We start from the raw sequence: 25,171 nt of genomic DNA, 5'->3' as shown, positions 1-25,171 counted from the left end.
ATCTAATCGATTTAGATTTTCCAGTGACACGGCGTCACATCCCAGGGCCAATCGGGTGTTGCCGATTGTTCTGAGGTGTGGCCTTGACACTGGCGCAACCCGGACGCTTGTCGGCGAGGTGGTTCCGGGAGGCCTTCGCAGATGCAGCATAGAGCGGGATCGAGGCGAAAGCCAAAGGAGAAATCGAGAGTTTGTTGATCTTTCGGCGGCCATTGCCGGTGGCTGCCGCAGCGGGGAGTCTTCAATCATGAGTGAGAAAGCCATGCGCCTGGAAAACAAAGTTGCCATCATCACCGGTGCCGCGTCAGGCTTCGGCGAGGGCATGGCCAAGCGTTTTGCCGAGGAAGGCGCCAAGGTCGTTGTCGCCGACCTCAACGCTAAGGGCGCCGAACGCGTCGCCAACGAGATCGGCCGGGCGGCGATCTGGACCCAGAGGGACGTCTCTACCCGTTCCGAGTTCGACGAGATGGTCAATGCCGCAAGAACCGCCTTTGGCCGCATCGACATCATGGTCAATAATGCCGGCTACACCCATCGCAACGGCGATATGCTCGAGGTCGACGAGACGACTTTCGATCTGATCACGGCCGTCAACATGAAGGCGATCTACCACGCCGCTCTGGCGGTCGTGCCGGTGATGGATAGGCAAGGCGGCGGCGTCATCCTGACCACGGCCTCGACCGCCGGCATCAGGCCGCGGCCAGGCCTTACCTGGTACAATGCGTCGAAAGGCTGGGCCATCACCGCGACCAAATCCATGGCGGTGGAACTCGCGCCGAAGAACATCCGCGTCAACTGCCTGTGCCCGGTCGCCGGCGAGACCGGCATGCTGGAAAAATTCATGGGCGCCGACACACCCGAAATCCGCGAGAAATTCCGTGCGTCGATACCGCTTGGCCGGCTTTCGACGCCGCTCGATATAGCCAACGCGGCGCTCTGGCTGGCTTCGGACGAGGCGGCCTTCGTCACTGGCGTGGCGCTGGAGGTTGACGGCGGGCGGTGCATCTAAGCCGTTCGGCCCCGCACCCCGGGTGGCTGAGTGGCAGCAGCCAAATGAGCCGTCGGCAACGTCAAGGAATGGCCTGACGGCCCTAACGGTAAAGCGCGTCGCCTTTGAATGGACTCATGCGACGCGCTTTGGGCTCTTGTTTTTATGGATGTCGTTGTCGCAAAACCGCTACCCTCGGTTCAAGCCCGAGGGCATGCTTTCGCGCGACATGCATCAGGCGCCGGTCTTGACGAAGCTCTTGTAGATCCAGCCGCGTTTGCCGTTGTAGACGATCTGGCACCATTTCTTGCAGCCCATCACCTGAACCGAGGTCTTGGCCGGAATGGTGACGATGGCCGCCGCACTGTTCTTCGGACCGGTGCGCATGGTGACGCCCCTGAGGATGCGTCCGGTCTCTGCCGCGCTCGGCTGCTTGGCCTCGACTTTGGCTTGGGTGCTATCCTTCTGTGTCGCGGCCGGCAGCGGTTCTGGGGTGGGGATGGCTGCGGTTGGAGCCCCGTCCGTCGCCGCCTTGGCGGGAGCGGCGACTTTGGCAATCAATGCTGCCACTTTGGTTTTCGCCGCCGGATCGGCGAATGCCGCCGCAGCGGACGGCTTGTCCGCTTTTTCAGCCTGGCCGGCCAGCTGGCCGGATGTGGTCTTCGGTCCCGATCTTGTCCAGCGAGGATCATTGGGCGCCAGCGCCGCTATCTCGGCCTTCGCTGCAACCACCGCCGACGAAATCGCATCGGTCTTGCTCGCAGCCTGCTGCGCCGCTTCTATCCTCGCGGCCGCGGCCGCGGCCGGCACGATCCTTGTCGTTTTCACCGAAATGCTGGAAACGATCTGCTCGGGACTGGCGACAGCTTGTCTCTCGCTGGCCGGCAATGCCAGCCATAGCGCCAGCGCTGCCACGCCAAGCAGCGCTGCTGTGCCAAACGCGGCGATGACCAGGTGCAGGTTCGACCGGATTTGCCGCCAGAATCTGGGCTGCATGTCGTAGCCAAACTGCATCGCAAAGCGCCGTCGTTCCGGCGCGCCGAAACTGAAGGGCTCTCTCACTCTTGCAACCTCCATTTGCGGGCCAACGTTCTTACGACCTGTGCCGGGAAACCGGCATTTGGTCGGCATCGGTCCCAATCCAACGCGGGCAGGCCCGCAAAATCCCCCTTCGACTGCCCAGAACCGGCATCCTTTGCCGGCGATTGTGGCATCACTGCGCCCTTGCCGGACGGATTCTGCACCTTTACGATCGATTCTGCAACTTGCAAGGGATTTTGCAACCTGTGGTTATATGCGGTCCCTCAAGGCATACCAGTTGAGTGCAAAAAACAGAAGAGGCGCGCGCAAGCGCCGGCCTCCGGGAAAGGCCGGGATGTTCAGGTCCTCGATCAGCCTCAGCCGGTCCCGGTTGCCGGCGACGGTTTCGGCATAGAGCTTGCCGAAAAAGTTCGACAGCATGACGCCGTGGCCGGAATAGCCGCCGACCGAGATCACATTGGGCATCACCTCGCGCACGAACGGTTTTCTCGGCATCGTGATGCCGACATAGCCGCCCCAGCCATGGGTGATCTCGACGTCCCTGAGGTCAGGGTAAATCTCGGCGATCTGCCGGCGGATGTGGACATGGATGTCTTTCGGATCGTTGACGGCGTAGATCTCGCGCCCGCCGAACAGCAGTCGCCCATCCGTCGATTTGCGGAAATAGCGAACGACGAAGCGGGAATCGTCGACCGCCTCACCGCCCGGCAGCACGTTTGAATCCCCGAGCGGCACCGTCGCGCCGATGAAGGAGCCGATCGGCATGATATGCGCGGCACTGATCGGCTCGAGCGTGCCGCCATGGGCGTTGACGCCGATCAGACATTTCTCGGCTGATATCGTGCCTTTCGGCGTCGTGACCCTGACCTTGCCGCCAACGGACGCGATGGCGGTCGCCGGCGTCTGCTCGAACAGCTGCGCGCCCGCCTGCGCCGCCACTTTTGCCGTGCCGATCACCAGCTTCAGCGGATGGATGTGGCCGGTGCCGGTGTCGCGGGTGCCGCCGAAATAGCGCGCCGAGCCCAACCGCTCCGCCGTCTCCCTGGCGTCCATGAAGCTGATGTGCGGATAGTGGAAGCGGTTCGCCATGATCTCGGCATGCGCCTTGTAGTCGTCGACGTAGCGCTGCTTGTGCGCCACCGACATCTGGCCGGGCATGTAGTCGATCTCGATCTTGTTGACAGCGGCGAATTCGAGGAGATGCGCCTTGGCCTCTTCGGCGAGGTCGAACAGCGCCTTGGCTCGGGAGAAGCCGTATTCCGCTTCGAGCTCTTCGGCCCAGGCGCGCTGACCAGTGCCGAGCTGGCCGCCATTGCGGCCCGAAGCGCCGTCGCCGAAACGATGCGCTTCGATCAGCACGACATTGCTGCCGGCCCTGGCCAGGTGCACCGCCGCCGACAGGCCGGTAAAGCCGCCGCCGACGATCACGACGTCGCATGTCCGGTCACCGTCGAGCGCCTTGTATTCGGGCCGTGGGCCGGCGGTGTCCTCATACCAGGAGCGGCCGGGGGAGATTGGGGATTGGTAGGGCATGATGCTCGGTAGGGGAGTAGGGCAGTAGGGCAGTAGGGCAGTAGGGCAGTAGGGCAGCAGGGCAGTAGGGCAGCAGGGCAGTAGGAGCTATTCAGGTGACAATTTGCGGATCAGAAGGCGCAATAGCGTCCCTACGCTCTCGCTGCGGTCCATCAAAGGTTCGATCGTCTCGTGCGAGGCGATTCCGACACGGTGCGCAATCATAAGATGCGTCTCCAGTTCCTTGAGTGATCCTTGGGCGATCCTGAGAAATTGTTGATAGGAAGCTCGGCTCTCTCGGCCGTAACCCTCAGCGATGTTGGCAGGCACGGAGGTAGCTGCCCGACGCACCTGACCTGTCATTCCATAGAGCTCGTCTTTCGGCCAAGCTCGTGTCACTTCATAAATTGATACTGCCAGGTCCATTGCCTGCTGCCAGACGATCAGATCCCTGTAGGACTCGATCTTCGCCATTACGTGCCGCCCCCTACTGCCCTACTGCCCTACTGCCGTACTCCCCTATTGCCGTACTCCCCTACTCCCCTCACACATTCAACAACAAATACTCCCGCTCCCACGGGCTGATCACTTCCATGAAGGTCTCGAATTCCGCCCGCTTGATCGCCGCATAGGTGGCGGCGAACGACTTGCCGAGCAGCGCGCAGAGTTCCTCGTCGGCTTCGAACAGGTCGACCGCCTCGAGCAGGCTGCGCGGCAGGTCGATCTCGGCCTCGTTGGCGGTGGTGAGAACCGGCGGTTCGGCCTTGATCTTGTTGGTCATGCCGATCAGCCCGCAGGCGAGCGATGCGGCCAGCGCCAGATAGGGATTGGCGTCGGAGGAGGGGATGCGGTTCTCGACGCGCCTGGCTGCCGGGTCGGAGCGCGGGACGCGGAAGGCGGTGGTGCGGTTGTCGTAACCCCATTTGTTGTTGACCGGCGCCGAAGCCGACTGCGTCAGCCGGCGGTAGGAATTGACGTAGGGCGCAAACATCACCAGCGCGTTCGGCACATGTTTCTGCATGCCGCCGAGGAAATGGAAGAAGGCCTCGGTTTCCGAGCCGTCCTCTGCGGAAAAGACGTTCCTGCCGGTCTTCTTGTCGATGATCGACTGGTGGATATGCATCGCCGACCCGGGCTGGCCCTGGATCGGCTTGGCCATGAAGGTGGCATAGATCTCATGCTTGAGCGCCGCCTCGCGGATGGTGCGCTTGAACATGAACACCTGGTCGGCCAGTTCGATCGGATCGCCGTGGCGCAGATTGATCTCGAGTTGGCCGGCGCCTTCCTCGTGGATCAGCGTATCGATCTCCAGGCCCTGGCTTTCGGAGAAATGGTAGATGTCGTCGATCAGTTCGTCGAACTCGTTGACGCCGGCGATCGAGTAGCCGGCGCCACCGCCGATCGCCCGGCCCGAACGCCCGACCGGCGGGGTCAGCGGGTAGTCCGGATCGGGATTCTTGCGCACCAGGTAGAACTCGATCTCGGGCGCCACCACCGGCTTCAGCCCGCGCTTGTCGTAAGCGGCAAGCACACGCTTCAGCACGTTGCGAGGCGTGAACTCGACCGAGCGGCCGTCCTGGTGGACGAGGTCGCAGATGACCGCCGCCGTCGGGTCCTCTTCCCACGGCACCACGGTCAGTGTCGAAAGGTCCGGCATCAGCTTGAGGTCGCCGTCGTCTTCCGGATAGTTGAAGCCGTTGCCGTTCTCCGGGTAGCCGCCGGAGATCGTCGTCATGAACACGGCCGAAGGCAGCGCCAGCGAGGTGTTGGAGGTGAATTTCTTCGACGGCATCATCTTGCCGCGCGCAACACCGGCCTGGTCGGGCGTGATGCATTCGATATCCTCGATGCCGCGCCACGCCAGCCAGGCGCCGACTTCCTTCCAGTTTTTCACACCACGTTGATTTTTCACGAAGGCAGGCGTGCGGATACGTCCTCCGCGGCTCGACGGGCGGACTTCCTTTTTTGCAGGCGGCATCATTCACCAGATTGGGTTGCGGATTTGGGAGTATAGCCGGGGCCGGTGATGGAAGGGAAGGGGAGCGCGGTTGCGTTTGCCTGCCCAGTTGAAAACCGCCGCAAGCAGCTTAGGTTCGACGCAAGTTCAATGACCTCGTTTGAAGACGTCGCATGCGGAACAATCATGAATTGACCACGATCGGCTTCGATGCCGACGACACGCTCTGGCAGAACGAGCAGTTCTTCCGCATCACCGAAAAGCGCTTTGCCGCTCTGCTCGCCGATCACGCCGAGGAGCAGCACATCTCGGCAAGATTGCTGGAGGCGGAGAAGCGCAACCTCGCCGTTTACGGCTTCGGCATCAAGGGGTTTACCCTGTCGATGATCGAAACGGCGATCGAGATCACCGAGGGCCGCGCGCCGGCCTCGGTCATCGCCGAAATTCTTGCCGCGAGCCGCGAGATGCTTGGCCATCCGATCGAGGCGCTGCCTCATGCGCGCGAAACCGTTGAAAAACTGGCGGATGCCTATCGCCTCGTGCTGATCACCAAGGGCGACCTTTTCGACCAGGAACGCAAACTGGCGCAATCGGGCCTCGGTGACCTGTTCGATGCCGTCGAGATCGTCAGCGACAAGAGCCCCGCTACTTATATCAGCATCTTCGGCCGCCACGGTGATGGCGCCGAAAAAAGCATGATGGTCGGCAATTCGCTCAAGTCGGACGTGGTGCCGGCCATCGAGGCCGGCAGTTGGGGCGTCCACGTGCCGCATGAGCTGACCTGGGCGCTGGAACATGTCGAGCCGCCGGTCACCGCGCCTCGCTTCCGCCAGATAGCCGATCTCTCGGAACTGCCCCGGCTGGTCGACAGCATCGTCAAAGCCGGCTGATCGCGTATCTCGGCGTCGAACCGGCCTGCGCGGCCCCCTCCGTCGCGGCCCCTCCATCGCGCGGCTCTTGTACAATCCACGCTGTAAAATCGTTTTCTACTTGCAAATCAGTCGCAATTGCAGAATATGCGACAAGCGCGGCGTCACAGCAGCCGCGCGGCATGCGAGTAAATCGCGACAGGAGATTTTGATGATCGAGAGATACGGGCGACGGGTTGTCGTCGGGTTGATGGCTGCGGTTTTCGCTGCGGCGTTGGCTTCAAGCCCAGCGAAAGCGCAGGAAAAATTCAAGGCCGTGACGACCTTCACCGTCATCGCCGACATGGCGAAGAACGTGGCGGGCGACGCAGCGATCGTGGAATCGATCACCAAGCCGGGGGCGGAGATCCACAATTACGCGCCGACGCCGGGCGACATTCAGCGGGCGCAGGGCGCAAAGCTCATTCTGTGGAACGGGCTCAACCTCGAACTCTGGTTCGAAAAGTTCTTCCAGAACCTCAGCGACGTGCCCGGCGCCATCGTCTCCGAGGGTGTCCAACCGATGAGCATCGCCGAGGGACCTTATACCGGCAAACCGAATCCGCACGCCTGGATGTCGCCGACAAACGCGCTGATCTACGTCGACAACATCCGCGACGCCTTCGTCGAGCACGATCCGGCGAATGCCGAGACCTACAAGGCCAATGCAGAAGCCTACAAGGCAAAGATAGAGGCGGCCGTCGCGCCGATCCGCGATAAGCTTGCCTCGATCCCGCAGGACAGGCGCTGGCTGGTGTCGAGCGAGGGCGCTTTCTCCTACCTCGCACGCGATTTCGCGCTGAAGGAGCTTTATTTGTGGCCGATCAACGCTGACCAGCAAGGCACCCCGCAGCAGGTTCGCAAGGTGATCGACGCCGTCAGGGAAAACAAGATCGTCGCCGTCTTCAGCGAAAGCACCGTGTCGGACAAGCCGGCCCGGCAGGTCGCGCGTGAGACCGGAGTGCATTACGGCGGCGTGCTCTACGTCGATTCCCTCAGCGAGGCGGACGGCCCGGTGCCGACCTATATCGACCTGCTGCGTGTGACATCGGATACGATTCAGAAAGGCCTCGCCGCAGGGCTGTCGCAATGAACGCAGCCGTTCCGCCTCTTGCCGCCGCGTCGGAGGATGCGGGAGGCGGTCTCGCCATTCGCGGCGCTACCGTCACCTACCGCAACGGCCTCACGGCGTTGCGCGATGCGAGCTTTGAAATTCCGGCAGGCACGATCACCGCACTTGTCGGTGTCAACGGCTCGGGCAAGTCGACGCTGTTCAAAGCTATCATGGGCTTCGTGCGGCTGGCAAAGGGAGAGATTCTTGTTCTCGGACAGCCGGCCGCGGCCGCGCTGAGGAAGAACATCGTCGCCTATGTGCCGCAGGCCGAAGAGGTCGACTGGGACTTTCCGGTACTGGTCGAGGACGTCGTCATGATGGGGCGTTACGGCCATATGGGCATGATGCGCCTGCCGAAGGCGGCTGATCGCGAGGCGGTTACATCAGCGCTTGCGCGTGTCGGCATGAGCGATTTCCGCAAGCGCCAGATCGGCGAGCTTTCTGGCGGGCAGAAGAAGCGCGTCTTTCTCGCTCGGGCGCTGGCGCAGGACGGGCGCGTCATCCTGCTCGACGAGCCCTTTACCGGCGTCGATGTCAGGACCGAGGACGCTATCGTCGAACTGCTGCGCGCGCTCCGGGACGAAGGCCGGGTGATGCTGGTCTCGACGCATAATCTGGGTAGCGTGCCGGAGTTCTGCGACCGTGCCGTGCTGCTCCGGAACACGGTCCTTGCCTACGGGCCGACTGGCCAGACCTTCACGCAGGCGAACCTGGAAAAGGCTTTCGGTGGCGTCTTGCGTCATTTCGTGCTGGGCGGCGCCGGGCTGCATGAGGACGACGACAGGCGCCGCCTTGCCGTCATCACCGATGACGAGCGGCCACTGGTCTTCTACGGAGAGAACGGAGCCATGCAGCACAAGATGCGGGAACCGGACGAATGAATGTCCTGCTCGAGCCGTTCGGCTACGAATATATGCTCAACGCCATGTGGGTGTCCGCCCTGGTCGGTGGTGTCTGCGCCTTCCTGTCCTGCTATCTGATGCTGAAAGGCTGGTCGCTGATCGGTGACGCGCTCTCGCATTCGATCGTGCCGGGCGTCGCCGGCGCCTATATGCTTGGCCTTCCCTTCTCGATCGGCGCTTTCTTCTCCGGCGGGCTCGCCGCCGCGGTGATGCTCTTCCTCAACCAGCGCACCAAGCTGAAGGAAGACGCCATCATCGGCCTGATCTTCTCCTCCTTCTTCGGCCTCGGCTTGTTCATGGTGTCGCTGTCGCCGACCTCGGTGAATATCCAGACGATCGTGCTCGGCAACATCCTGGCCATCACTCCGGAAGACACGCTTCAGCTTGCCATCATAGGCTTCGTCTCGCTCGCCGTCCTGCTGGTGAAATGGAAGGATCTGATGGTGGTCTTCTTCGATGAGAGCCATGCCCGCTCGATCGGGCTCAACCCCAGCGCGCTCAAGATCATGTTCTTCATGCTGCTATCGGCCTCCACCGTCGCCGCGCTTCAGACCGTGGGCGCCTTCCTGGTCATTTGCATGGTGGTGACCCCCGGCGCGACCGCCTATCTTCTGACGGACCGCTTTCCGCGCCTGCTCGTCATCGCGGTCGCCATCGGCGCGGCGACGAGTTTCACCGGCGCCTATGCCAGCTATTTCCTCGACGGCGCCACCGGCGGCATCATCGTCGTGTTGCAGACGCTGATCTTTCTCGCCGCCTTCTTCTTTGCTCCCAAGCATGGAATGCTGGCAGCCCGCCGCCGCTCGGCGAGGGCCCTGGAGGCCAGCCGATGAGCATCCTCGATACACTGCTTGCCCCCTTCCAGTTCGGCTTCATGGTCAATGCGCTGATTGCTTCGGTGCTGGTCGCCGTGCCGACGGCGCTGCTCTCCTGCTTTCTCGTTCTCAAGGGTTGGTCGCTGATGGGCGACGCCATCAGCCACGCCGTCTTTCCCGGCGTGGTCATCGCTTACATCCTCGGATTCCCCTATTCGATCGGCGCCTTCGCCGCCGGGATGGTCTGCGCTCTCGCCACCGGCTTCCTCAAGGACAATAGCCGCATCAAGCAGGACACGGTTATGGGCATCGTCTTCTCCGGCATGTTCGGCTTCGGCCTGGTGCTCTACGTAAAAATTCAGTCCGACGTGCATCTCGACCATATATTGTTCGGCGACGTTCTGGGCATCGGCCTGCGCGACATCGTCGAAACCGGGCTCATCGCTGCGATCACGGCCGGCATTATCGGCATCAAGTGGCGCGACTTCCTGCTGCACGCCTTCGACCCGGCTCAGGCTCGCGCGGTTGGTCTTCGGGTCAACCTGCTCCATTACGGACTGCTTTGCTTGATCTCGCTCACCGTCGTCGGCGCGCTGAAGGCGGTCGGCATCATCATGGCCATCGCCATGCTGATCGCGCCTGGCGCCATCGCCTTCCTGCTGACAAGGAAGTTCAGCGCCATGCTGATCCTGTCGGTGGCGATCGCGGTCGCCGCGTCGTTTCTAGGCGTCTATTCGTCCTTCTTCATGGACAGCGCACCGGCGCCGACCATCGTTCTCATGCTGACTGCCGCCTTCATCGCAGCCTTCGTCGTCACCACGCTCAAAGCCGGCCGAATGGAACTCGGCGACGAGGGCTAACGCATGTCGCCCAAAAGCATGCCCTCGGGCCTGACCCGGGGGTGCGCAGCGGTTTTGGCATAACGACATGCATAAAAGAACAGCTGGCGGTCATTCTCTGGTTTGACGAGAGCGTCGCGCTTTCTGGATCGGCTTCACGTAGATCTCGAGTCTGTGGCTGATGATCGTGAATCCGTGCTGTCGAGCGATTTCCTCCTGGAGCCGCTCGATCTCCGCCGACTGGAATTCGATGACATCTCCGGTCTCGATGTTGATGAGATGATCGTGATGCTCGCGGGGAACGGTTTCATATCTGGCGCGCCGATCGCCAAAGGTGTGCCGCTCCAGAATGCCCTTTTCGCGCAAAAGGCTGACGGTGCGATAGACAGTGGCGAGCGCGATCGTCGGCTCGATGGCGACAACACGGCGATGGAGTTCCACCACATCCGGATGGTCGCTGGATTCGGATAGAACGCGCATGATGACGCGGCGCGGACCGGTGATGCGCAGTCCGAGTTCCCTGCAAAGCGCGGCGATGGTCTGTTCTGAGGACATGTCATGATCCGCCAATATCGACAGCCATGTCGCGAAGTCGGAACATGCCTGCGGATTTGTTCGAAGGTGCTATCCCAGATGCGTCGCAATTGCAAAAGGACATCGGACTGGGTTCACTGTCAGGCGGTCACATACTGACATAAGATATCCAGATCCGATCACAAGAAGCGATCAAGGAGCCAAATCGGATGCCGGCTAGCTGCGTCCGAGCGTGATCAAGTGGTCGATCACCGGCTGCAGCCGTTCGGTCGTGATCGGTTTGACGACCACCGCATCGACGACGCTCGATAGGCCGAGGCTCTCCGGTGTGCCGCTTTTGGTCGAGAGCAGGATCACCGAAGGACGCGACCTGCCCGACATGCGCCGCAGCGCATCGATGCCCGATATCAGCGCGTCGCAGTCCTTGTTGTCGGCTCCGCCATCGAGGACGATCACTCCGGGAATCAGCGAGCGCAGCGTCGTTGCTGCCGTTTCGGGCGATTCCGAGATCGGTTTGAGCCCGGACCGTTCGACGATTTTGGAAACCACCACCCGGTTGACCGGCGATTTTCCGACGACGAGCACGCGGGTGAAGTTGGTGAGCATCTCGGGGTCCACGTTCCGGCTCATCAAACTCAGCTGATTCACCGTGCGATTCAAGGGGCGCATGAGCTGGGCGGACACTCGTTGGATTCAATGCAGGGTTGTACCTAGGAAATAATTGCCGTCAGATCGCTGCCTATGTCAAGCTGAAATGGCTGGCATCGAGAACAACGCAAGAAAGGTTAAAATTTAAAGCAAGTTCTTTTCTGGCCCCCGCATCCAACTGGTTGAGCAAGTGCAAATCACCTGCGCAGGGACTGCGCAGGTGATGCCGGATCCGACAGCAGGGGCTGGTCGGATTTTGGTCAGCCGAGGCTCCGTTGCGTGACGATCACCGGGATCAGCAGATCGCCCCAGTTGCCGTCGCCGCCATGGTGTCGTGCCGAGCGCACGAGTTCCACCGACACACCGGCCTCGACCGCCTTCATCACCGACTGGTTGAGCCTGTGCAGGTCGTTGGCCAGCATGCGGATGGTCGCCTGCTGGTCGACGGTCATCGTGGTGGCCTGTTCTTCGGCCCGTTCCTTGACGCGGCTTATCGATGCCATTGGTCTTCTCCTTGCGTATTTTCCCCCTTTTGGGGCGTTGCCTCTATTTGTCGCGTTCGTGCTATTCCGCCGCCGGTTTGAATTGGGCGTGCTCGGTCGATTCGTGCATCGCCGTGGTCGAAGACCGGCCACCGCTGATCGCCATCGACACTGCGTCGAAATAGCCGGTGCCGACTTCGCGCTGGTGCTTGGTCGCAGTGTAGCCGTGGGCTTCCGCCGCGAATTCAGCCTCCTGCAGTTCGGAATAAGCCGCCATCTGCCGCGCCTTGTAGCCGCGGGCGAGTTCGAACATGCCGAAATTGAGCTGGTGAAAGCCGGCCAGCGTGATGAACTGGAACTTGTAGCCCATGGCGCCGAGTTCCTTCTGGAACCTGGCGATGGTGGCATCGTCGAGGTTCTTCTTCCAGTTGAACGACGGCGAGCAATTATAGGCGAGAAGCTTGCCGGGATACTGCCTGTGCACGCCCTCGGCGAACTTTTTGGCCTGCGCCAGATCGGGTTTGGAGGTTTCGCACCAGATCAGGTCGGCGTGGGGCGCGTAGGCGACTGCCCGTGCGATGCAGGGCTCGATGCCGTTCCTGACTTGATAGAAGCCCTCCACCGTGCGGCCGGCGCCGTAGTCGACGAACGGCTGGTCGCGCTCGTCGATGTCGGAGGTGAGCAGCTTTGCCGCTTCCGCGTCGGTGCGTGCGACGACCAGCGTCGGCGTGCCCATGACGTCGGCGGCAAGTCGCGCGGCGTTGAGGTTGCGGATGTGTGCGGCGGTCGGGATCAGCACCTTGCCGCCGAGATGGCCGCATTTCTTCTCCGACGCCAGCTGGTCCTCGTAGTGGACGCCGGCGGCGCCCGCCTCGATGAAGGCCTTCATGATCTCGAAGGCGTTGAGCGGTCCGCCGAAGCCGGCTTCCGCATCGGCGACAACAGGCGCGAACCAGGTGTCGACCGAAAGCCCCTTGCCTTCGGAGGTCTCGATCTGGTCGGCGCGCTGCAGGGTGCGGTTGATGCGCTTGACCAGTTCGGGCGCCGCATTGGCGGGATAAAGCGACTGGTCAGGATACATGGCGGATGCGGTGTTGGCGTCGGCCGCGACCTGCCATCCAGACAGGTAGATCGCCTTCAGCCCGGCGCGGACCTGCTGCATCGCCTGGTTGCCCGACATGGCGCCAAGCGCGTTGACGAAGTCCTCTTCGTGGATGAGCTTCCAGAGCCGGTTGGCACCCATTTCGGCGAGGCTCTGCCGGATCTGGACCGAACCGCGCAGCCGCTTCACATCGTCCGGCGAGTAGGGCCGCTCGATGCCGTCGAAGCGGCCTTCTGGCGCCGAGGGGACGAGGTTGTAAAAATCAGTCATTGGTCGCTCCGACAGATCGTTGCTGGGATAGAAACGCCGCCTCATGAAAATTTCTGCGCCGTTTTGGTATGACAGCATTTACATTTTGCCGCGAGATCGGCGAGGAAAACCAGAGGATTGGCTGGAAAATAAGGGAAAACCTGTGTTGCGTTTGACAGTCAGGCGCTGTAAATATGTCATGATTGTAAAAGGCCGGCATTGGCAGCGCCGCGAGGAAGTCATGTAAATTCTGTCAAGGACAGCCGAGTGGCCGATCAAAAAATCTTCGCCGGGCCGCGCATCCGCCGCATCCGCAGCGCCAAGGGCCTGACCCAGACGGCGATGGCCGAAGGGCTCGGCATCTCGCCGTCCTACCTCAATCTCATCGAGCGCAACCAGCGGCCGCTGACGGTTCAGCTGATCCTCAAGCTGGCATCTGTCTACAAGGTCGACCCGCATGAATTGCAGGGCGAGGCAAGGGGGTCGGTCACCGCCTTGAAGGAAGTGTTTTCCGATCCGCTGCTGGTCGGCGAATTGCCTGGCGACCAGGAACTGATCGAGCTTGCCGAGGCGGCACCCAATGCTTCTGCCGCAGTGATAAAACTGTTTCGCGCTTATCGCGAGCAGGCCGAGCGCCTTTCCGACATCAACGAGCTCCTGGCGCGTGAGGGCAAAGCGACGGCGCTGTCCAGCGCCCGCTTGCCGATCGACGAGGTGCACGAGATTTTCGAGCGCCGTCCGAACCATTTTGCCGCGCTGGAAGAGGAGGCCGAGGCATTCACCTCGGTGCTCGATGCCGGCGACGATCTGCTCGGCGCGCTGAAGGCCTGGCTGAAGCGTGAATACGGCATCGTCGTCAAGGTGTTGCCGGTCGCCACCATGCCGAACTGGCGCCGCCGCTACGACCGCCACTCGCAGCGTCTGTTCCTGTCCGAGCGCCTGTCGCCGTTCGACCAGTTGCGCGAGGTGGCGATGGAGGCCTGCCTGATCCGCATGACGGTCGCGGTGGCAAGCGAGATCCAGGCACTGAAGCTGACCACGGATGAGGCCCGCCGGCTCGCCCGCTTCGAGCTTGGCCGCTACGCCGCTCACGCGCTGATGATGCCCTATCAATCCTTTCACGCAGCCGCCACGCGCGCGCGTTACGACATCGATGTGCTGCGCTCGCGCTTCGGCGTCTCCTTCGAGCAGGCGGCGAACCGGTTGACCACGCTGCAGCGGCCGGGCACGCCGGGCGTGCCGTTCTTCATGCTCGAGGTCGACAATGCCGGCAACCGCTTCCGCAAGGCTGGCAGCCAGGGTTTTCCGCAGAGCCGCTTCGGCGGCGGCTGTCCAAAACTTCCCGTGCATGCCGCCTTTACCCAGCCCGGCCAGATCTTCGTCGAGGCGGTGGAAATGCCCGACGGCGCCGAGTTCCTCTGCGTCGCCCGCACGCTCGAAGGGCCGCAAGGCTCGTTTGCGGAGCGCCCGCGCCGTACTGCACTTCTGCTCGGCTGCGACATCGGCTTTCGTGACGAGATCGTCTACGGCGCGGCACTGCCGGGGCCGGCTGCCGCGGCGGCCGGAAAAGCCGGACAGGGCACAAATCCGGCCACGCCGGTTGGCCGGGCCTGCCGGCTGTGCGAACGCATCGGCTGCCTCGCCCGCGCTGAGCCGCCGGTGACGCGTCCGCTCGGCCTCGACGAAATGGTGACCGGATTAAGCGCGTTCGATTTCCAGTGAGGTCCCGGCAGGCGACCGCCGTCTTTGCCACAACCGTCGCCGCCCGGTGGACCACGCTCCGCCGCTGCCTTTGCGCTAGGCGAATGTGGCACGTTTCTGTCGTCCGCTGTGCATCGTCTCGCCTCGAAATCGCCGACAGTCGCAATCATGACCGATACATCATCAGCGATAGCCGTCTCCCCCGCTGTCTCGCCGCGTGACGAGCGAATCGGGCTCCTGTTGATATTCCTGTCGGCGCTGATGTGGAGTTTTGGCGGCGCCATCGCCCGTTTCATCGACGCCGGCGACAGCTGGACCGTGGTGTTCTGGCGCTCGGTCTGGGCCGCCGCCTTCCTGGTCTGCTTCATGGTCTGGCGCGACGGCTGGCGCGGCATGGTGAAGTTGTTCCGCGGCATGGGCCTGCCCGGCCTTGCCGTGGCGTTCTGCTTCGCCACCGCATCGACCTCATTCGTCGTGGCGCTTGCCTACACCACCGTCGCCAACATCCTTTTGATGCAGGCCGGCGTGCCGCTCCTGGCGGCGCTGTTTGCCTGGGTGCTGTTTCGCGAACGGGTGGCGTTGGCAACCTGGGTGGCGATTGCCGCCGTCATTGCCGGCGTTGCCATCATGGTATCGGAATCGCTCGATGGCGCCGTGTCGCCCATCGGCGACGGCCTGGCGCTGCTCATCGCCGTGATGTTTTCGATCGCCACCGTCATCACGCGACGCTTTGCCCATGTGCGGATGACGCCGGCGACCTGCCTCGGCACGATGATTGCCGCCGCATTCGCGGCGTCCCAGGCATCGCAATTCGGCGTCTCCAGCAGCGACATGGGCTTCCTGTTTGCATTCGGCGTGGTCAATCTCGGTCTCGGCCTTGCCTTTTTCGCCACCGGCGCCCGGCTCGTCCCGGCGGCGGTCGCAGCACTGCTCGGCACTTTCGAGCCGATCCTCGGCCCGATCTGGGTCTGGCTCATCCATTCCGAGGTGCCGTCGGGACGCACCATCCTTGGCGGCACGGTCGTGGTCACGGCGCTGCTCGTCCATATCGGGCTCGAATTCAAGCGTCAGGCGCGGCCGGTGCGGCCGGGTGTCACCGGTATGCCATCGCCTAATTGATGCAGCGCACGCGCCAAAGCGAGATGAGCCATTGACAATGGCGCGGCCGCGCGGGCAGGCTGTCAACACGGCAACAACAAGACAGGCTCATCTTGCCAAGTCTCCCCTCCGGCCCGACCGGGACCGGACAGCATCGTCGTATCCCTGCCCGCGCCATGGCGAGAGCCTTTGACGGCGCTGGAATGCCACCTCGGTCACGACATGAGAAAGGCGGGCTCGGCCGCCGCGCATCGAACCGCGATGGCGTTGGCGGTTCGCGCTTGTCGCTTCCCGGAAAGCCCAATAATCTGAAGCAAATGCCCAGCCCTGCAGCCCCGCGACGTGCTGGCGATGGAACACTCATCAAAGGAGAGACTCAATGACCCGCAAAGCATTCCGGCTTTCGGCGACCTCGGCATTTCTGGCGCTTTTCACCCTCGGCGCACATGCCCAGGACCGCGTCGTCAATGTCTCTAACTGGTCGGATTACATCGACAGCTCGATCATCGATGACTTCACCAAGGAAACCGGCATCAAGGTCACCTACGACACCTTCGATTCCAACGAGCTGCTTGAGACGAAACTGCTTGCCGGCGGCAGCGGCTACGACGTTGTCGTGCCGACCGCCAATTTCCTCGCACGCCAGATCCAGGCAGGGGTGTTCCAGAAGCTCGACAAGTCGAAGCTGCCCAACATTTCCCACATGTGGGACGTGATTTTGGAGCGTACTGCCAAGTACGATCCCGGCAACGAATATTCGATCAACTACATGTGGGGCACGGTCGGCCTCGGCTATAACGTCAAGAAAGTGCAGGAAGCGCTCGGCACCGACAAGATCGACAGCTGGGACGTGTTCTTCAACCCGGAAAAGCTGGCCAAGCTGAAGGATTGCGGCGTCTATGTTCTCGATTCTCCGAGCGACATCCTGCCGAACGCCTTCAAATATCTGGGCATCGATCCTGAGACCACGTCGCTGGACGATTTCGCCAAGGCCGAAGAAGTGATGCTGAAGATCAGGCCTTACATCCGCAAGTTCCACTCGTCGGAATATATCAACGCGCTGGCCAATGGCGACATCTGCCTGGCCGTCGGCTGGTCGGGCGACGTGTTCCAGGCGCGCGACCGTGCGACGGAAGCAAACCAGGGCGTTGAGATCGCCTATTCCGTGCCGAAGGAAGGCGCCGAAATGTGGTTCGACCAGATGGCGATCCCGGCCGACGCGCCGCATGTCGCCGAGGCGCATGAATTCCTGAACTACATGATGAAGCCGGAAGTCATCGCCAAGGCGAGCAACTACGTCTTCTACGCAAATGGCAACAAGGCGTCGCAGCAGTTCATCGACAAGGAGATACTCGAGGATCCGGCGATCTACCCGGACGAGGCGACGCTGGCGAAACTGTTCACCATCGCCCCCTACGATTCCAAGACCCAGCGCGTCGTCACCCGCACCTGGACCAAGATCGTCACCGGGCAGTAAGCGACAATCAGCGACCCCGGCAGGGTGTTGCCGGGGTCAGTCTGGGGATAGAACGGAGCACGGAGTGGGACATGAAATCGCTTGGCAGCATCCGCAGGGATTTCGCGCCATGGAACGATCCGAACGCCAAGCCGTACATCCAGTTCGACAAGGTCACCAAGAAGTTCGGTGACTTCACCGCCGTCAACAATTTGTCGCTGACGATATTCGAGCGCGAGTTCTTTGCCCTGCTCGGCGCATCAGGCTGCGGAAAGTCGACGCTTCTGCGGATGCTCGCCGGATTCGAGGAGCCGACCGCCGGCCGCATCCTGCTCGACGGCCAGGATCTGCGCGGCATCCCGCCATACCGACGGCCGGTCAACATGATGTTCCAGTCCTATGCGCTGTTCCCGCATATGACGGTCGAAAACAACATCGCCTTCGGCCTCAAGCAGGACGGCATGCCGAAGCCTGATATCGCGGCGCGCGTTGGAGAGATGCTGAAGCTGGTCAAGCTCGAGCAGTTCGCCAAGCGCAAGCCGCACCAGTTGTCCGGCGGCCAGCGCCAGCGTGTCGCGCTTGCCCGCTCAGTCGCCAAGCGGCCGAAGGTGCTGCTGCTCGACGAGCCGTTGGGCGCGCTGGACAAGAAGCTGCGCGAGGAAACGCAATTCGAGCTGATGGATCTGCAGCAATCACTCGGCCTCACCTTCGTTGTCGTCACCCACGACCAGGAAGAGGCGATGACGATGGCCGACCGCATCGCCATCATCGACAAGGGCGAGGTGATGCAGGTGGCGACGCCAGCCGAAGTCTACGAGGCGCCGGGCTCCCGTTTCGTCGCCGGCTTTGTCGGAAACGTCAACATGTTCGAAGGCAAGATTGCGCGTGGCGAGGTGGGTGCGGCAAGCATCGATGCCGGCAATGGCATCACCATCCGGACCGAGAATGCCGGCGATGCCGCAACTGGCGCGGCCGTCGCTTTCGCCATCAGGCCGGAGAAGATCAGAATATCGTCGACGAGACCGGCCGGCGCTGTCAACGCCATCGAGGGCGAGGTCTACGATATCGCCTATCTCGGTGACATGACCGTCTATCATGTCAGGCTGGACGACGGCCAGGTGGTGCGGGCGAGCACCATGAACGCGGCCCGCATCACCGAGGATCCGCTGAGTTGGAACGACCGTGCCTGGGTGTCGTTCCGGCCGGATGCCGGCGTCGTGCTGACGCGATAGGGGGCGGCCATGTCGAATGCCGCTGTCACAGCTGCAACGAGCTCTCAAGCCACCGCAGCCGGCAAATCCGCCCTGGCCAGGCTGGGAGAGGCCTTCGTTGGCCGTCTTGTCATCCTCATCCCGTATCTCTGGCTGGTCTTCTTCTTCCTCATTCCGTTCGTCATCGTCTTCAAGATCTCGCTGTCGCAGACGGCGATCGCCATACCGCCCTACACGCCGGTGCTCGGCTTCGGCGAGGGCCTTGCCGGTTTCTTCGCCCAGCTGAATGAGCTCAGCATCGATAACTACACCTGGCTGACGCAGGACGCGCTCTACGTCAACGCCTATGTGACCAGCGTCATCGTCGCCGCCGTGTCGACGGTGCTGACATTGCTTGTCGGCTACCCGATCGCCTACGGCATGGCCCGCGCCCCGGCGATGCTGCGCCCGACTTTGCTGATGCTGGTGATCCTGCCGTTCTGGACCTCGTTCCTGATCAGGGTCTACGCCTGGATCGGCATCCTCAAGCCTGAAGGGCTGCTCAACCAGCTGCTGCTCGCCACCGGAATTGTCAGTCAGCCGCTGATCATCCTCAACACCTATACGCCGATCTTCATCGGCATCGTCTATTCCTACCTGCCGTTTATGGTGCTGCCGCTCTATTCGTCGCTGGAAAAGATGGATTATTCGCTGATCGAGGCAGCCAAGGATCTCGGCTGCCCACCGATCAGCGCCTTCTGGAAGATCACCTTTCCGCTGTCGCTGCCCGGCGTCATCGCCGGTTGCCTGCTGGTGTTCATCCCCGCTGTCGGCGAGTTCGTCATTCCCGACCTGCTCGGCGGCTCACAGACGCTGATGATCGGCAAGACGCTGTGGAACGAGTTCTTCGCCAATCGCGACTGGCCGGTGTCGTCGGCCGTCGCCGTCATCTTGCTGTTGCTGCTGATCGTGCCGATCATGCTCTTCCAGCGGGCCCAGGCCCGCGCCCAGGAACAGGATCGGTAGACCAATGAACGCCACCTGGAGCCGCTTCAACATCACTTCGATCGTGCTCGGCTTTGCCTTTCTTTACCTGCCGATCGTCCTGCTCGTCGTCTTCTCCTTCAACGAGTCGAAGCTGGTCACCGTCTGGGGCGGCTTCTCGACCAAATGGTACGTCTCGCTGTTCCACAACCAGGGCCTCATGGACGCCACCTGGGTAACGGCCCGCGTCGCCGTCATCTCGGCCACAGTGGCGACCGTGCTCGGCACGCTGGCGGCCCTCACCTTGACGCGCTACACGCGCTTCAAGGGCCGGACGCTGTTTTCCGGCATGGTCTTTGCGCCGCTGGTCATGCCGGAAGTGATTACCGGCCTGTCACTGCTGCTGCTCTTCGTCGCCGTCGGTCTCGACCGCGGTTTTGTAACCGTCACGCTTGCCCACATCACCCTGACCATGTGCTTCGTCGCCGTCGTCGTGCAGTCGCGCCTGATCACGTTCGACCGCTCGCTGGAAGAAGCCGCAATGGATCTTGGCGCGCCGCCGGTGAAGACCTTCTTCCAGATCACGCTGCCGGTCATTATGCCGGCGATCGTATCCGGCTGGATGCTGGCGTTCACATTGTCGCTCGACGATCTGGTCATCGCCAGCTTCACCTCAGGGCCTGGCGCAACCACGCTGCCGATGAAGATCTACAGCCAGGTTCGTCTCGGTGTGACGCCGGAGATCAACGCCGCCTGCACCATCCTGATCGCGGTTGTAGCGGTCGGCGTGATCATCGCTTCGCTCGCCAACAAGCGGCGCGAGGTACAGCGCCAGCGCGATGAGCAGGCCGCGCAGCGGGGCTGACGACAGGGCAGCACCTGACGACCGCAGCAGCCTCGTCGGCCTATTCTCCGGAAACGCCGCGGCTTATCGGCGAGATGAACGGCGTGCTCCACGTTCCGCCGACGAAGAACGAAGACTGGTTGGGACCCTGGCTATTTGTCTGCGTGGCTGGCTGGTCCGCCTGAATGATGCCGCCGGACAGCGCCAGCCCGCGCCCGGCATAGGAGGCAATGCCGGAAAGCCAGATCTTGTACTTCGCCGAATTCGCTTCGGCCTTGTCGATCTTCGCCACACCGTTCGAAATGCTCGCCTTGAGTTCGGCCCCGTCGATCGGCAGCGTTCCGTCGGAGACATCGTCGAGCGCGAAGAACCCGCCCTGTTCGGTGTGTTTGAGAAACGCCGGCAGGTTGAACCGGCTCAACGCGCCCTGGCCGAATTTCGCCGAAACCGAGCCGTCGGCGTTTTCGAAAATGGAATCCCAGGTTCTGCCTGGCCCCTTGAGGATGACCGAAACGGTTCCCGTGCCGATCGGCACCAGTCGCGTCATTCCTGCTGCGGTGCCAAAAGCGCCGCCGTCGATGTCAGAGGCGAGCAGCCTCATCTCGACCTGCGTGCCTTCCGGCTTGCGGTCGAAACGAAGACTGCTCTGGATGTTGCCGCCAAAGGCCGATGCATCGGAAATATCGAAGACCGCAAGACCGTTCTTGACCTGGGCGGCGGCGGCGACGTCGGCAAGCTGGATGGCGCCTGCGGTGGCCTGCGCTGCCGATAGTCTGAGATCGAGATTGATGCGATCGGCGACGCTTATGTCGATTTCGCCGGGGCCAGCGCCGTTCGCGGGCGCCAAGGGCGTGAAGGCGGAGAGAAACGACCGCAGGTCGAGCGTCTCGAAGGCGAGCGTACCGGAGACCACAGGGCGCGCCTCGCCAAAGGAGAAATCCAGCGCACCCATTCCCGGATTGTCGTCCAGGGCGATCTCGGTGTTTTCAAATTTAATGCGGCCGGAGGTCGCCGTGAGCTTGCTGGAAACAGAAACTGAACCAATTGCTGCGCCCGGCGCGATGCCGGCCCGCGACCATTCGAGTGCTCGCCTGAGCGAGGGTGCGGCAAACTTTGCCTGGCCGTCGAAATAAGCGTTCTCGGACATGCTGGCCACGCCGTCGAACGAAAAACTGGCAGGGGCCGCCTTGAAGGAAAGCGTCATAGGCGCCGCACCTCCGCCAAACAGCACCAGCGGGTTTGACGACGCAGCATCCACGGCGACGCTTTCGCCGCGCCAGATCCCGGTCACCGACAGCGTCGCATTGCTGTTCATTGCGGCCCAGTTCGCCTGGCCGCTCAGGCTGCTCAGTATCTCAGCGTCCTTGCCATCGACGGAGGTCACCACGCGGCCGTTCCTGAACTCCACGGTGCCGAACGGATCAGCCGGCAGGTTGCCCAGATCCGGCTTGGCTGGATTGGCGGAGACCACGGCGCGAGCGATGTCGATGGACCGGGTGATGCGCCCGCCCGAAGGCAGGGCGGGCAGGAAAAATCCATGTGCTGCGCGTTGGACCCTGATCGTCGGCCGGATCAGCCGCGCCGTCGAGAACACCACATTGCCACGCAACGCCGCCATGGCGGAGAGATTGACCTCGACCCGTTCAGCCTCGATCACCGGCGGCGCGTCGGTTTCTGTCCATTGCGAAAGCGTCACGTCGCTCAGGATGGCACGGAAATTCGGCCAGACCTCGATCCGTGGCGCGCCATCGATGGTGACCCTGAAACCGCTCCACGCACTCATTTCCCAGGCTATGCGGTCGCGCACGATACGCGTCGAGGCGACGAGCGGCAGGGCGGCAACGGCCAGCGCGATGACGAGCACGGCAACGCCGATCGCCCATATTCCGCGCCGGATCAAAGGTGATGGCATGTCGCCCCGTATGCTTCCGTTCCGACAAATCGCCCGACGGGTGTAACCCCCAGTCGTTACTACGACTTAGGGCTGACGCATTTCAAGTCTTTATAGCCCGGCGATGGCATGTGCGCACACCCGCGTCGCCCGGCCGAACAAAATCTTGCTCTGCTGCGCGGCGATATGCATAAGCGATGCCAATGCATGTCGCCAAAATGCGCAACGTTTTCGGATAACGACATGATAATAACAAAAGTCTAAAGCGCGTCGCGTGAATCTCTTTAGACGTAACGTGCTTTAAGGAGGAACGATCATGGCTGGCGACGCACCGCTCTGGACACCGACCAAAGACCAGATCGACGCGGCGCCGATGACCGCCTTCATGCAGGCCGCGGCGGCCGCAACCGGCAAGGTTTTTTCCTCCTACGCCGATCTTCATCGTTGGTCGATCGACGATCGCGAGGCGTTCTGGAGCCTGGTCTGGGAGTTTTGCGGCATCGTCGGCGACAAGGGCGCGAGTGGGGGCGCCAGTGGGGGGATCAGTGGCGGCGAGCGCGTGCTCGTCGATGGCGAGAAGATGCCCGGCGCCGCCTTCTTTCCCGACGCCAAGCTTAACTTCGCCGAGAACCTGTTGAAAAAAACCGGGCTCGGTGACGCCATCGTCTTTCGCGGCGAGGACAAGGTCGAGCGCCGGCTCTCCTGGAACGAGTTGCATGCGCTGACCTCGCGGCTGCAGCAGCTTTTCCTGTCGCTCGGCGTGAAAAAGGGCGACCGCATCGCCGCCATGATGCCCAATATGCCGGAGACGGTCGCGGCAATGCTGGCGACAGCCTCGATCGGCGCTGTGTGGTCGTCCTGCTCTCCCGATTTCGGCGAGCAGGGCGTTCTGGACCGATTCGGGCAGATCGAGCCTGTCGTCTTCATCGCACCCGACGGTTACTGGTACAATGGCAAGGCGATTGAGGTTGCCGACAAGATCGCGGCCGTTGCGGCAAAGCTCGTCACCGTCCGCAAGATCCTGATCGTCGACTATCTCGGCACGTCGACCGATGTGGCGGTGACCATCGAGAAGGCGACTGCGCTGGACGAGGCGTTGTCATCCTTTGCTGCCAGGTCGGTCACCTTCGAACGGTTGCCGTTCGCGCATCCGCTCTACATCCTGTTTTCTTCCGGAACGACCGGCATTCCCAAATGCATCGTCCATTCGGCCGGCGGAACGCTGATCCAGCATGTCAAGGAAGAACGGCTCCACGCCGGCCTGCTCGACGGCGACCGCTTCTTTTATTTCACCACCTGCGGCTGGATGATGTGGAACTGGCTGGTCTCCGGCCTGGCGTCGGGCGCAACCCTTCTGCTTTATGACGGGTCGCCCTTCTACCCCGATGGCAACGTGCTGTTCGACTTCGCCGACGCAGAGAAGATGACCTATTTCGGCACCTCGGCCAAATTCATCGATTCCGTGCGCAAGGCCGGCCTCAGGCCGATCAACACGCACGATCTTTCCAGCGTGCGCACGATCTCCTCCACCGGCTCGCCACTGTCGCCGGAAGATTTCCGCTTCGTCTATGACGGCATCAAGAAAGACGTTCATCTCGCCTCGATCTCCGGCGGCACCGACATCGTCTCCTGCTTCGTGCTCGGCGTGCTGATCGAACCGGTATGGATCGGAGAGATCCAGGGACCTGGCCTCGGCCTCGCCGTCGATGTCTGGGACGATGACGGCCAGCCGCTCAGGCAGGGCAAAGGTGAGCTCGTCTGCACCAAGGCGTTCCCGGCGATGCCGATCGGCTTCTGGAACGATCCCGAAGGCAAGAAATACCACGTCGCCTATTTCGAGCGCTTCGACAATGTCTGGTGCCACGGCGACTTCGCCGAATGGACCGCCCATGGCGGCCTGATCATCCATGGCCGTTCCGACGCAACGCTCAATCCGGGCGGTGTGCGGATCGGCACGGCGGAGATCTACAATCAGGTCGAGCAGATGCCGGAAATCCTGGAAGCGCTGTGCATCGGCCAGGATTTCGACAATGATGTGCGGGTCGTGCTGTTCGTGCGGCTGGCGGCCGGCGTTGAACTCGACGCCGAGCTGGAAAAACGCATCCGCGCGAAAATCCGCAGCGGCGCGAGCCCACGCCATGTGCCGGCTAAAATCGTCGCCGTCGCCGACATTCCACGCACCAAATCGGGCAAGATCACCGAGCTTGCGGTGCGCGACGTGGTGCATGGCCGTGCCGTCAAGAACAAGGAGGCGCTGGCCAATCCCGAAGCGCTCGAGCTGTTCCGCGACCTGCCGCAGCTGGCGGATTAGGTCTTCCCTGCGAGTGATATTAGTAGGTTGGAGGCCTGTTTGGTGGCCATGATTTCATGGTTCGTCGAGTGAACCGTCGCAAATGCTTAGAGATTGGCCAAGGCTCCTCAACATTCTGGGGTCTGCGCCGCGTCGCTCCGCTCCTTGCTCCGCCCCAGAATGACGAAGGGACGGGCGCTTCAGCTAATCTCCAAGAACTGCGAATCATCACGCGCCAAATGGCAACCGGCATGGTTAACGAAATATCTCGCTTGAATTTACCTAGATTTCATGAGTGGTACACATTGGTAAATTTTTTGCGGTGCCGGTAAGGTTTTGTTAAGGGCCGACATCGATAGTCGTGCGTAACTTGAGGGAGAAATCCCGTTCCTCTAAATCCCTAGAGGATCTGAATTCGCTCAAGCCCCCGATGTACAGCAATCAATCTCAAGGCGTCCCGTTGGACGCCTTTCTTTTTGGAGCATCGGACCCAAAAGTAGGCACCGGTTTTGGGAAAATCCGATGCTCAAACAAAGACAGAGCATCGGACCCAAAAGTGGGCACCGGTTTTGGGAAAATCCGATGCTCAAACAAAGATAGCGGCGACACGGACGACTGAGGGTCCG

22 protein-coding genes are annotated in these 25,171 nt (G+C 62.0%); 13 read left to right on the top strand and 9 right to left on the bottom strand.

Annotated features, from left to right (window positions below; all coding sequences use genetic code 11):
* The first annotated feature begins 262 nt into the window (after positions 1 to 262).
* Positions 263 to 1,009: an SDR family oxidoreductase gene (locus JG739_RS27970; protein WP_202367675.1), complete on the top strand. Its 747-nt coding sequence runs from the start codon at positions 263 to 265 to the stop codon at positions 1,007 to 1,009.
* Positions 1,010 to 1,222: 213 nt separating this feature from the next.
* Here the strand turns inward: JG739_RS27970 and JG739_RS27965 are convergent, their stop codons facing one another.
* The 4 genes from JG739_RS27965 to JG739_RS27950 form a co-directional block, all read right to left on the bottom strand.
* Complete coding sequence (locus JG739_RS27965; RefSeq protein WP_202364342.1) at positions 1,223 to 2,050, bottom strand: SH3 domain-containing protein; 828 nt, start codon at positions 2,048 to 2,050, stop codon at positions 1,223 to 1,225.
* Between the two features lie 228 nt (positions 2,051 to 2,278).
* Positions 2,279 to 3,562, bottom strand: a complete 1,284-nt coding sequence (locus tag JG739_RS27960; RefSeq protein WP_202364341.1) for an NAD(P)/FAD-dependent oxidoreductase — start codon at positions 3,560 to 3,562, stop codon at positions 2,279 to 2,281.
* A gap of 87 nt (positions 3,563 to 3,649) precedes the next feature.
* The gene (locus tag JG739_RS27955; protein WP_202364340.1) at positions 3,650 to 4,015 is read right to left on the bottom strand and encodes a four helix bundle protein; all 366 of its coding nucleotides are present in this window, start codon (positions 4,013 to 4,015) and stop codon (positions 3,650 to 3,652) included.
* Between the two features lie 70 nt (positions 4,016 to 4,085).
* Positions 4,086 to 5,522: a glutamine synthetase family protein gene (locus tag JG739_RS27950; protein WP_202364339.1), complete on the bottom strand. Its 1,437-nt coding sequence runs from the start codon at positions 5,520 to 5,522 to the stop codon at positions 4,086 to 4,088.
* Positions 5,523 to 5,671: 149 nt separating this feature from the next.
* On the opposite strand from JG739_RS27950, the gene JG739_RS27945 reads away from it, so the two are divergent.
* The 5 genes from JG739_RS27945 to JG739_RS27925 all read left to right on the top strand — a co-directional run bounded on the left by JG739_RS27945 (position 5,672) and on the right by JG739_RS27925 (position 10,097).
* On the top strand, positions 5,672 to 6,388 hold the full coding sequence (locus JG739_RS27945) for an HAD family hydrolase (protein WP_202364338.1): 717 nt from the start codon (positions 5,672 to 5,674) through the stop codon (positions 6,386 to 6,388).
* A 229-nt stretch (positions 6,389 to 6,617) separates the two neighbouring features.
* Complete coding sequence (locus tag JG739_RS27940; RefSeq protein ID WP_244749991.1) at positions 6,618 to 7,499, top strand: metal ABC transporter substrate-binding protein; 882 nt, start codon at positions 6,618 to 6,620, stop codon at positions 7,497 to 7,499.
* Complete coding sequence (locus tag JG739_RS27935) at positions 7,496 to 8,401, top strand: manganese/iron ABC transporter ATP-binding protein (protein ID WP_202364336.1); 906 nt, start codon at positions 7,496 to 7,498, stop codon at positions 8,399 to 8,401. Before JG739_RS27940 ends, JG739_RS27935 begins: the two co-directional genes overlap by 4 nt.
* Positions 8,398 to 9,255 (top strand): iron/manganese ABC transporter permease subunit SitC, encoded by an 858-nt coding sequence (gene sitC / locus JG739_RS27930; protein ID WP_202364335.1) that lies wholly within the window; start codon positions 8,398 to 8,400, stop codon positions 9,253 to 9,255. Before JG739_RS27935 ends, sitC begins: the two co-directional genes overlap by 4 nt.
* Positions 9,252 to 10,097, top strand: coding sequence for a metal ABC transporter permease (locus JG739_RS27925; protein WP_202364334.1), 846 nt, complete (start codon positions 9,252 to 9,254; stop codon positions 10,095 to 10,097). Before sitC ends, JG739_RS27925 begins: the two co-directional genes overlap by 4 nt.
* Positions 10,098 to 10,187: 90 nt before the next feature.
* Here the strand turns inward: JG739_RS27925 and JG739_RS27920 are convergent, their stop codons facing one another.
* From JG739_RS27920 to aceA, 4 genes are all read right to left on the bottom strand, one after another.
* Positions 10,188 to 10,631: a Fur family transcriptional regulator gene (locus JG739_RS27920; protein ID WP_202364333.1), complete on the bottom strand. Its 444-nt coding sequence runs from the start codon at positions 10,629 to 10,631 to the stop codon at positions 10,188 to 10,190.
* A gap of 195 nt (positions 10,632 to 10,826) precedes the next feature.
* Positions 10,827 to 11,240 (bottom strand): response regulator, encoded by a 414-nt coding sequence (locus JG739_RS27915; RefSeq protein WP_244749990.1) that lies wholly within the window; start codon positions 11,238 to 11,240, stop codon positions 10,827 to 10,829.
* Positions 11,241 to 11,518: 278 nt separating this feature from the next.
* Positions 11,519 to 11,761 (bottom strand): SMc00767 family acetate metabolism repressor, encoded by a 243-nt coding sequence (locus JG739_RS27910; RefSeq protein WP_077379645.1) that lies wholly within the window; start codon positions 11,759 to 11,761, stop codon positions 11,519 to 11,521.
* A gap of 61 nt (positions 11,762 to 11,822) precedes the next feature.
* Entirely contained in the window at positions 11,823 to 13,112 is a 1,290-nt protein-coding gene (gene aceA / locus JG739_RS27905) for an isocitrate lyase (RefSeq protein WP_202364332.1), read from the bottom strand.
* A gap of 246 nt (positions 13,113 to 13,358) precedes the next feature.
* Between aceA and JG739_RS27900 the strand changes: the two genes are divergently transcribed.
* The 6 genes from JG739_RS27900 to JG739_RS27875 all read left to right on the top strand — a co-directional run bounded on the left by JG739_RS27900 (position 13,359) and on the right by JG739_RS27875 (position 20,385).
* On the top strand, positions 13,359 to 14,813 hold the full coding sequence (locus JG739_RS27900) for a helix-turn-helix domain-containing protein (protein WP_202364331.1): 1,455 nt from the start codon (positions 13,359 to 13,361) through the stop codon (positions 14,811 to 14,813).
* 147 nt (positions 14,814 to 14,960) lie between these two features.
* Positions 14,961 to 15,911: a DMT family transporter gene (locus JG739_RS27895; RefSeq protein ID WP_202364330.1), complete on the top strand. Its 951-nt coding sequence runs from the start codon at positions 14,961 to 14,963 to the stop codon at positions 15,909 to 15,911.
* 358 nt (positions 15,912 to 16,269) lie between these two features.
* Positions 16,270 to 17,367 (top strand): polyamine ABC transporter substrate-binding protein, encoded by a 1,098-nt coding sequence (locus JG739_RS27890; RefSeq protein WP_202364329.1) that lies wholly within the window; start codon positions 16,270 to 16,272, stop codon positions 17,365 to 17,367.
* Positions 17,368 to 17,438: 71 nt separating this feature from the next.
* Positions 17,439 to 18,578 carry an ABC transporter ATP-binding protein gene (locus JG739_RS27885; protein WP_202364328.1) on the top strand — a complete coding sequence of 380 codons (1,140 nt, stop codon included), beginning with the start codon at positions 17,439 to 17,441 and terminating at the stop codon, positions 18,576 to 18,578.
* A gap of 9 nt (positions 18,579 to 18,587) precedes the next feature.
* Positions 18,588 to 19,562, top strand: a complete 975-nt coding sequence (locus JG739_RS27880) for an ABC transporter permease subunit (RefSeq protein ID WP_202364327.1) — start codon at positions 18,588 to 18,590, stop codon at positions 19,560 to 19,562.
* A 4-nt stretch (positions 19,563 to 19,566) separates the two neighbouring features.
* Complete coding sequence (locus JG739_RS27875) at positions 19,567 to 20,385, top strand: ABC transporter permease (protein ID WP_202364326.1); 819 nt, start codon at positions 19,567 to 19,569, stop codon at positions 20,383 to 20,385.
* 40 nt (positions 20,386 to 20,425) lie between these two features.
* On the opposite strand, the gene JG739_RS27870 is transcribed toward JG739_RS27875, so the two are convergent.
* Positions 20,426 to 22,276 (bottom strand): AsmA family protein, encoded by a 1,851-nt coding sequence (locus tag JG739_RS27870; protein WP_202364325.1) that lies wholly within the window; start codon positions 22,274 to 22,276, stop codon positions 20,426 to 20,428.
* Positions 22,277 to 22,571: 295 nt separating this feature from the next.
* Between JG739_RS27870 and JG739_RS27865 the strand changes: the two genes are divergently transcribed.
* Positions 22,572 to 24,566, top strand: coding sequence for an acetoacetate--CoA ligase (locus JG739_RS27865; protein ID WP_202364324.1), 1,995 nt, complete (start codon positions 22,572 to 22,574; stop codon positions 24,564 to 24,566).
* Positions 24,567 to 25,171: the final 605 nt, after the last annotated feature.

Origin of the sequence: Mesorhizobium sp. L-2-11 (genome assembly GCF_016756595.1) — a bacterium.
Classification (GTDB): Bacteria; Pseudomonadota; Alphaproteobacteria; order Rhizobiales; family Rhizobiaceae; genus Mesorhizobium.
The sequence above is the reverse complement of the archived record's forward strand: the minus strand, read 5'-3'. Positions and strand labels throughout refer to the sequence as shown.

Excerpts from the sequence above, each read along its gene's own strand:
- JG739_RS27915 (WP_244749990.1), bottom strand. The coding sequence starts at position 11,240 with ATGAGCCGGAACGTGGACCCCGAGATGCTCACCAACTTCACCCGCGTG.
- JG739_RS27920 (WP_202364333.1), bottom strand. The coding sequence starts at position 10,631 with ATGTCCTCAGAACAGACCATCGCCGCGCTTTGCAGGGAACTCGGACTG.
- JG739_RS27890 (WP_202364329.1), top strand. The coding sequence starts at position 16,270 with ATGACCCGCAAAGCATTCCGGCTTTCGGCGACCTCGGCATTTCTGGCG.
- JG739_RS27870 (WP_202364325.1), bottom strand. The coding sequence starts at position 22,276 with ATGCCATCACCTTTGATCCGGCGCGGAATATGGGCGATCGGCGTTGCC.
- JG739_RS27880 (WP_202364327.1), top strand. The coding sequence starts at position 18,588 with ATGTCGAATGCCGCTGTCACAGCTGCAACGAGCTCTCAAGCCACCGCA.
- JG739_RS27955 (WP_202364340.1), bottom strand. The coding sequence starts at position 4,015 with ATGGCGAAGATCGAGTCCTACAGGGATCTGATCGTCTGGCAGCAGGCA.
- JG739_RS27935 (WP_202364336.1), top strand. The coding sequence starts at position 7,496 with ATGAACGCAGCCGTTCCGCCTCTTGCCGCCGCGTCGGAGGATGCGGGA.
- JG739_RS27910 (WP_077379645.1), bottom strand. The coding sequence starts at position 11,761 with ATGGCATCGATAAGCCGCGTCAAGGAACGGGCCGAAGAACAGGCCACC.
- JG739_RS27970 (WP_202367675.1), top strand. The coding sequence starts at position 263 with ATGCGCCTGGAAAACAAAGTTGCCATCATCACCGGTGCCGCGTCAGGC.
- JG739_RS27885 (WP_202364328.1), top strand. The coding sequence starts at position 17,439 with ATGAAATCGCTTGGCAGCATCCGCAGGGATTTCGCGCCATGGAACGAT.
- JG739_RS27960 (WP_202364341.1), bottom strand. The coding sequence starts at position 3,562 with ATGCCCTACCAATCCCCAATCTCCCCCGGCCGCTCCTGGTATGAGGAC.
- aceA (WP_202364332.1), bottom strand. The coding sequence starts at position 13,112 with ATGACTGATTTTTACAACCTCGTCCCCTCGGCGCCAGAAGGCCGCTTC.
- JG739_RS27865 (WP_202364324.1), top strand. The coding sequence starts at position 22,572 with ATGGCTGGCGACGCACCGCTCTGGACACCGACCAAAGACCAGATCGAC.
- JG739_RS27875 (WP_202364326.1), top strand. The coding sequence starts at position 19,567 with ATGAACGCCACCTGGAGCCGCTTCAACATCACTTCGATCGTGCTCGGC.
- JG739_RS27945 (WP_202364338.1), top strand. The coding sequence starts at position 5,672 with ATGCGGAACAATCATGAATTGACCACGATCGGCTTCGATGCCGACGAC.
- JG739_RS27940 (WP_244749991.1), top strand. The coding sequence starts at position 6,618 with ATGGCTGCGGTTTTCGCTGCGGCGTTGGCTTCAAGCCCAGCGAAAGCG.
- JG739_RS27925 (WP_202364334.1), top strand. The coding sequence starts at position 9,252 with ATGAGCATCCTCGATACACTGCTTGCCCCCTTCCAGTTCGGCTTCATG.
- JG739_RS27950 (WP_202364339.1), bottom strand. The coding sequence starts at position 5,522 with ATGATGCCGCCTGCAAAAAAGGAAGTCCGCCCGTCGAGCCGCGGAGGA.
- JG739_RS27895 (WP_202364330.1), top strand. The coding sequence starts at position 14,961 with ATGACCGATACATCATCAGCGATAGCCGTCTCCCCCGCTGTCTCGCCG.
- sitC (WP_202364335.1), top strand. The coding sequence starts at position 8,398 with ATGAATGTCCTGCTCGAGCCGTTCGGCTACGAATATATGCTCAACGCC.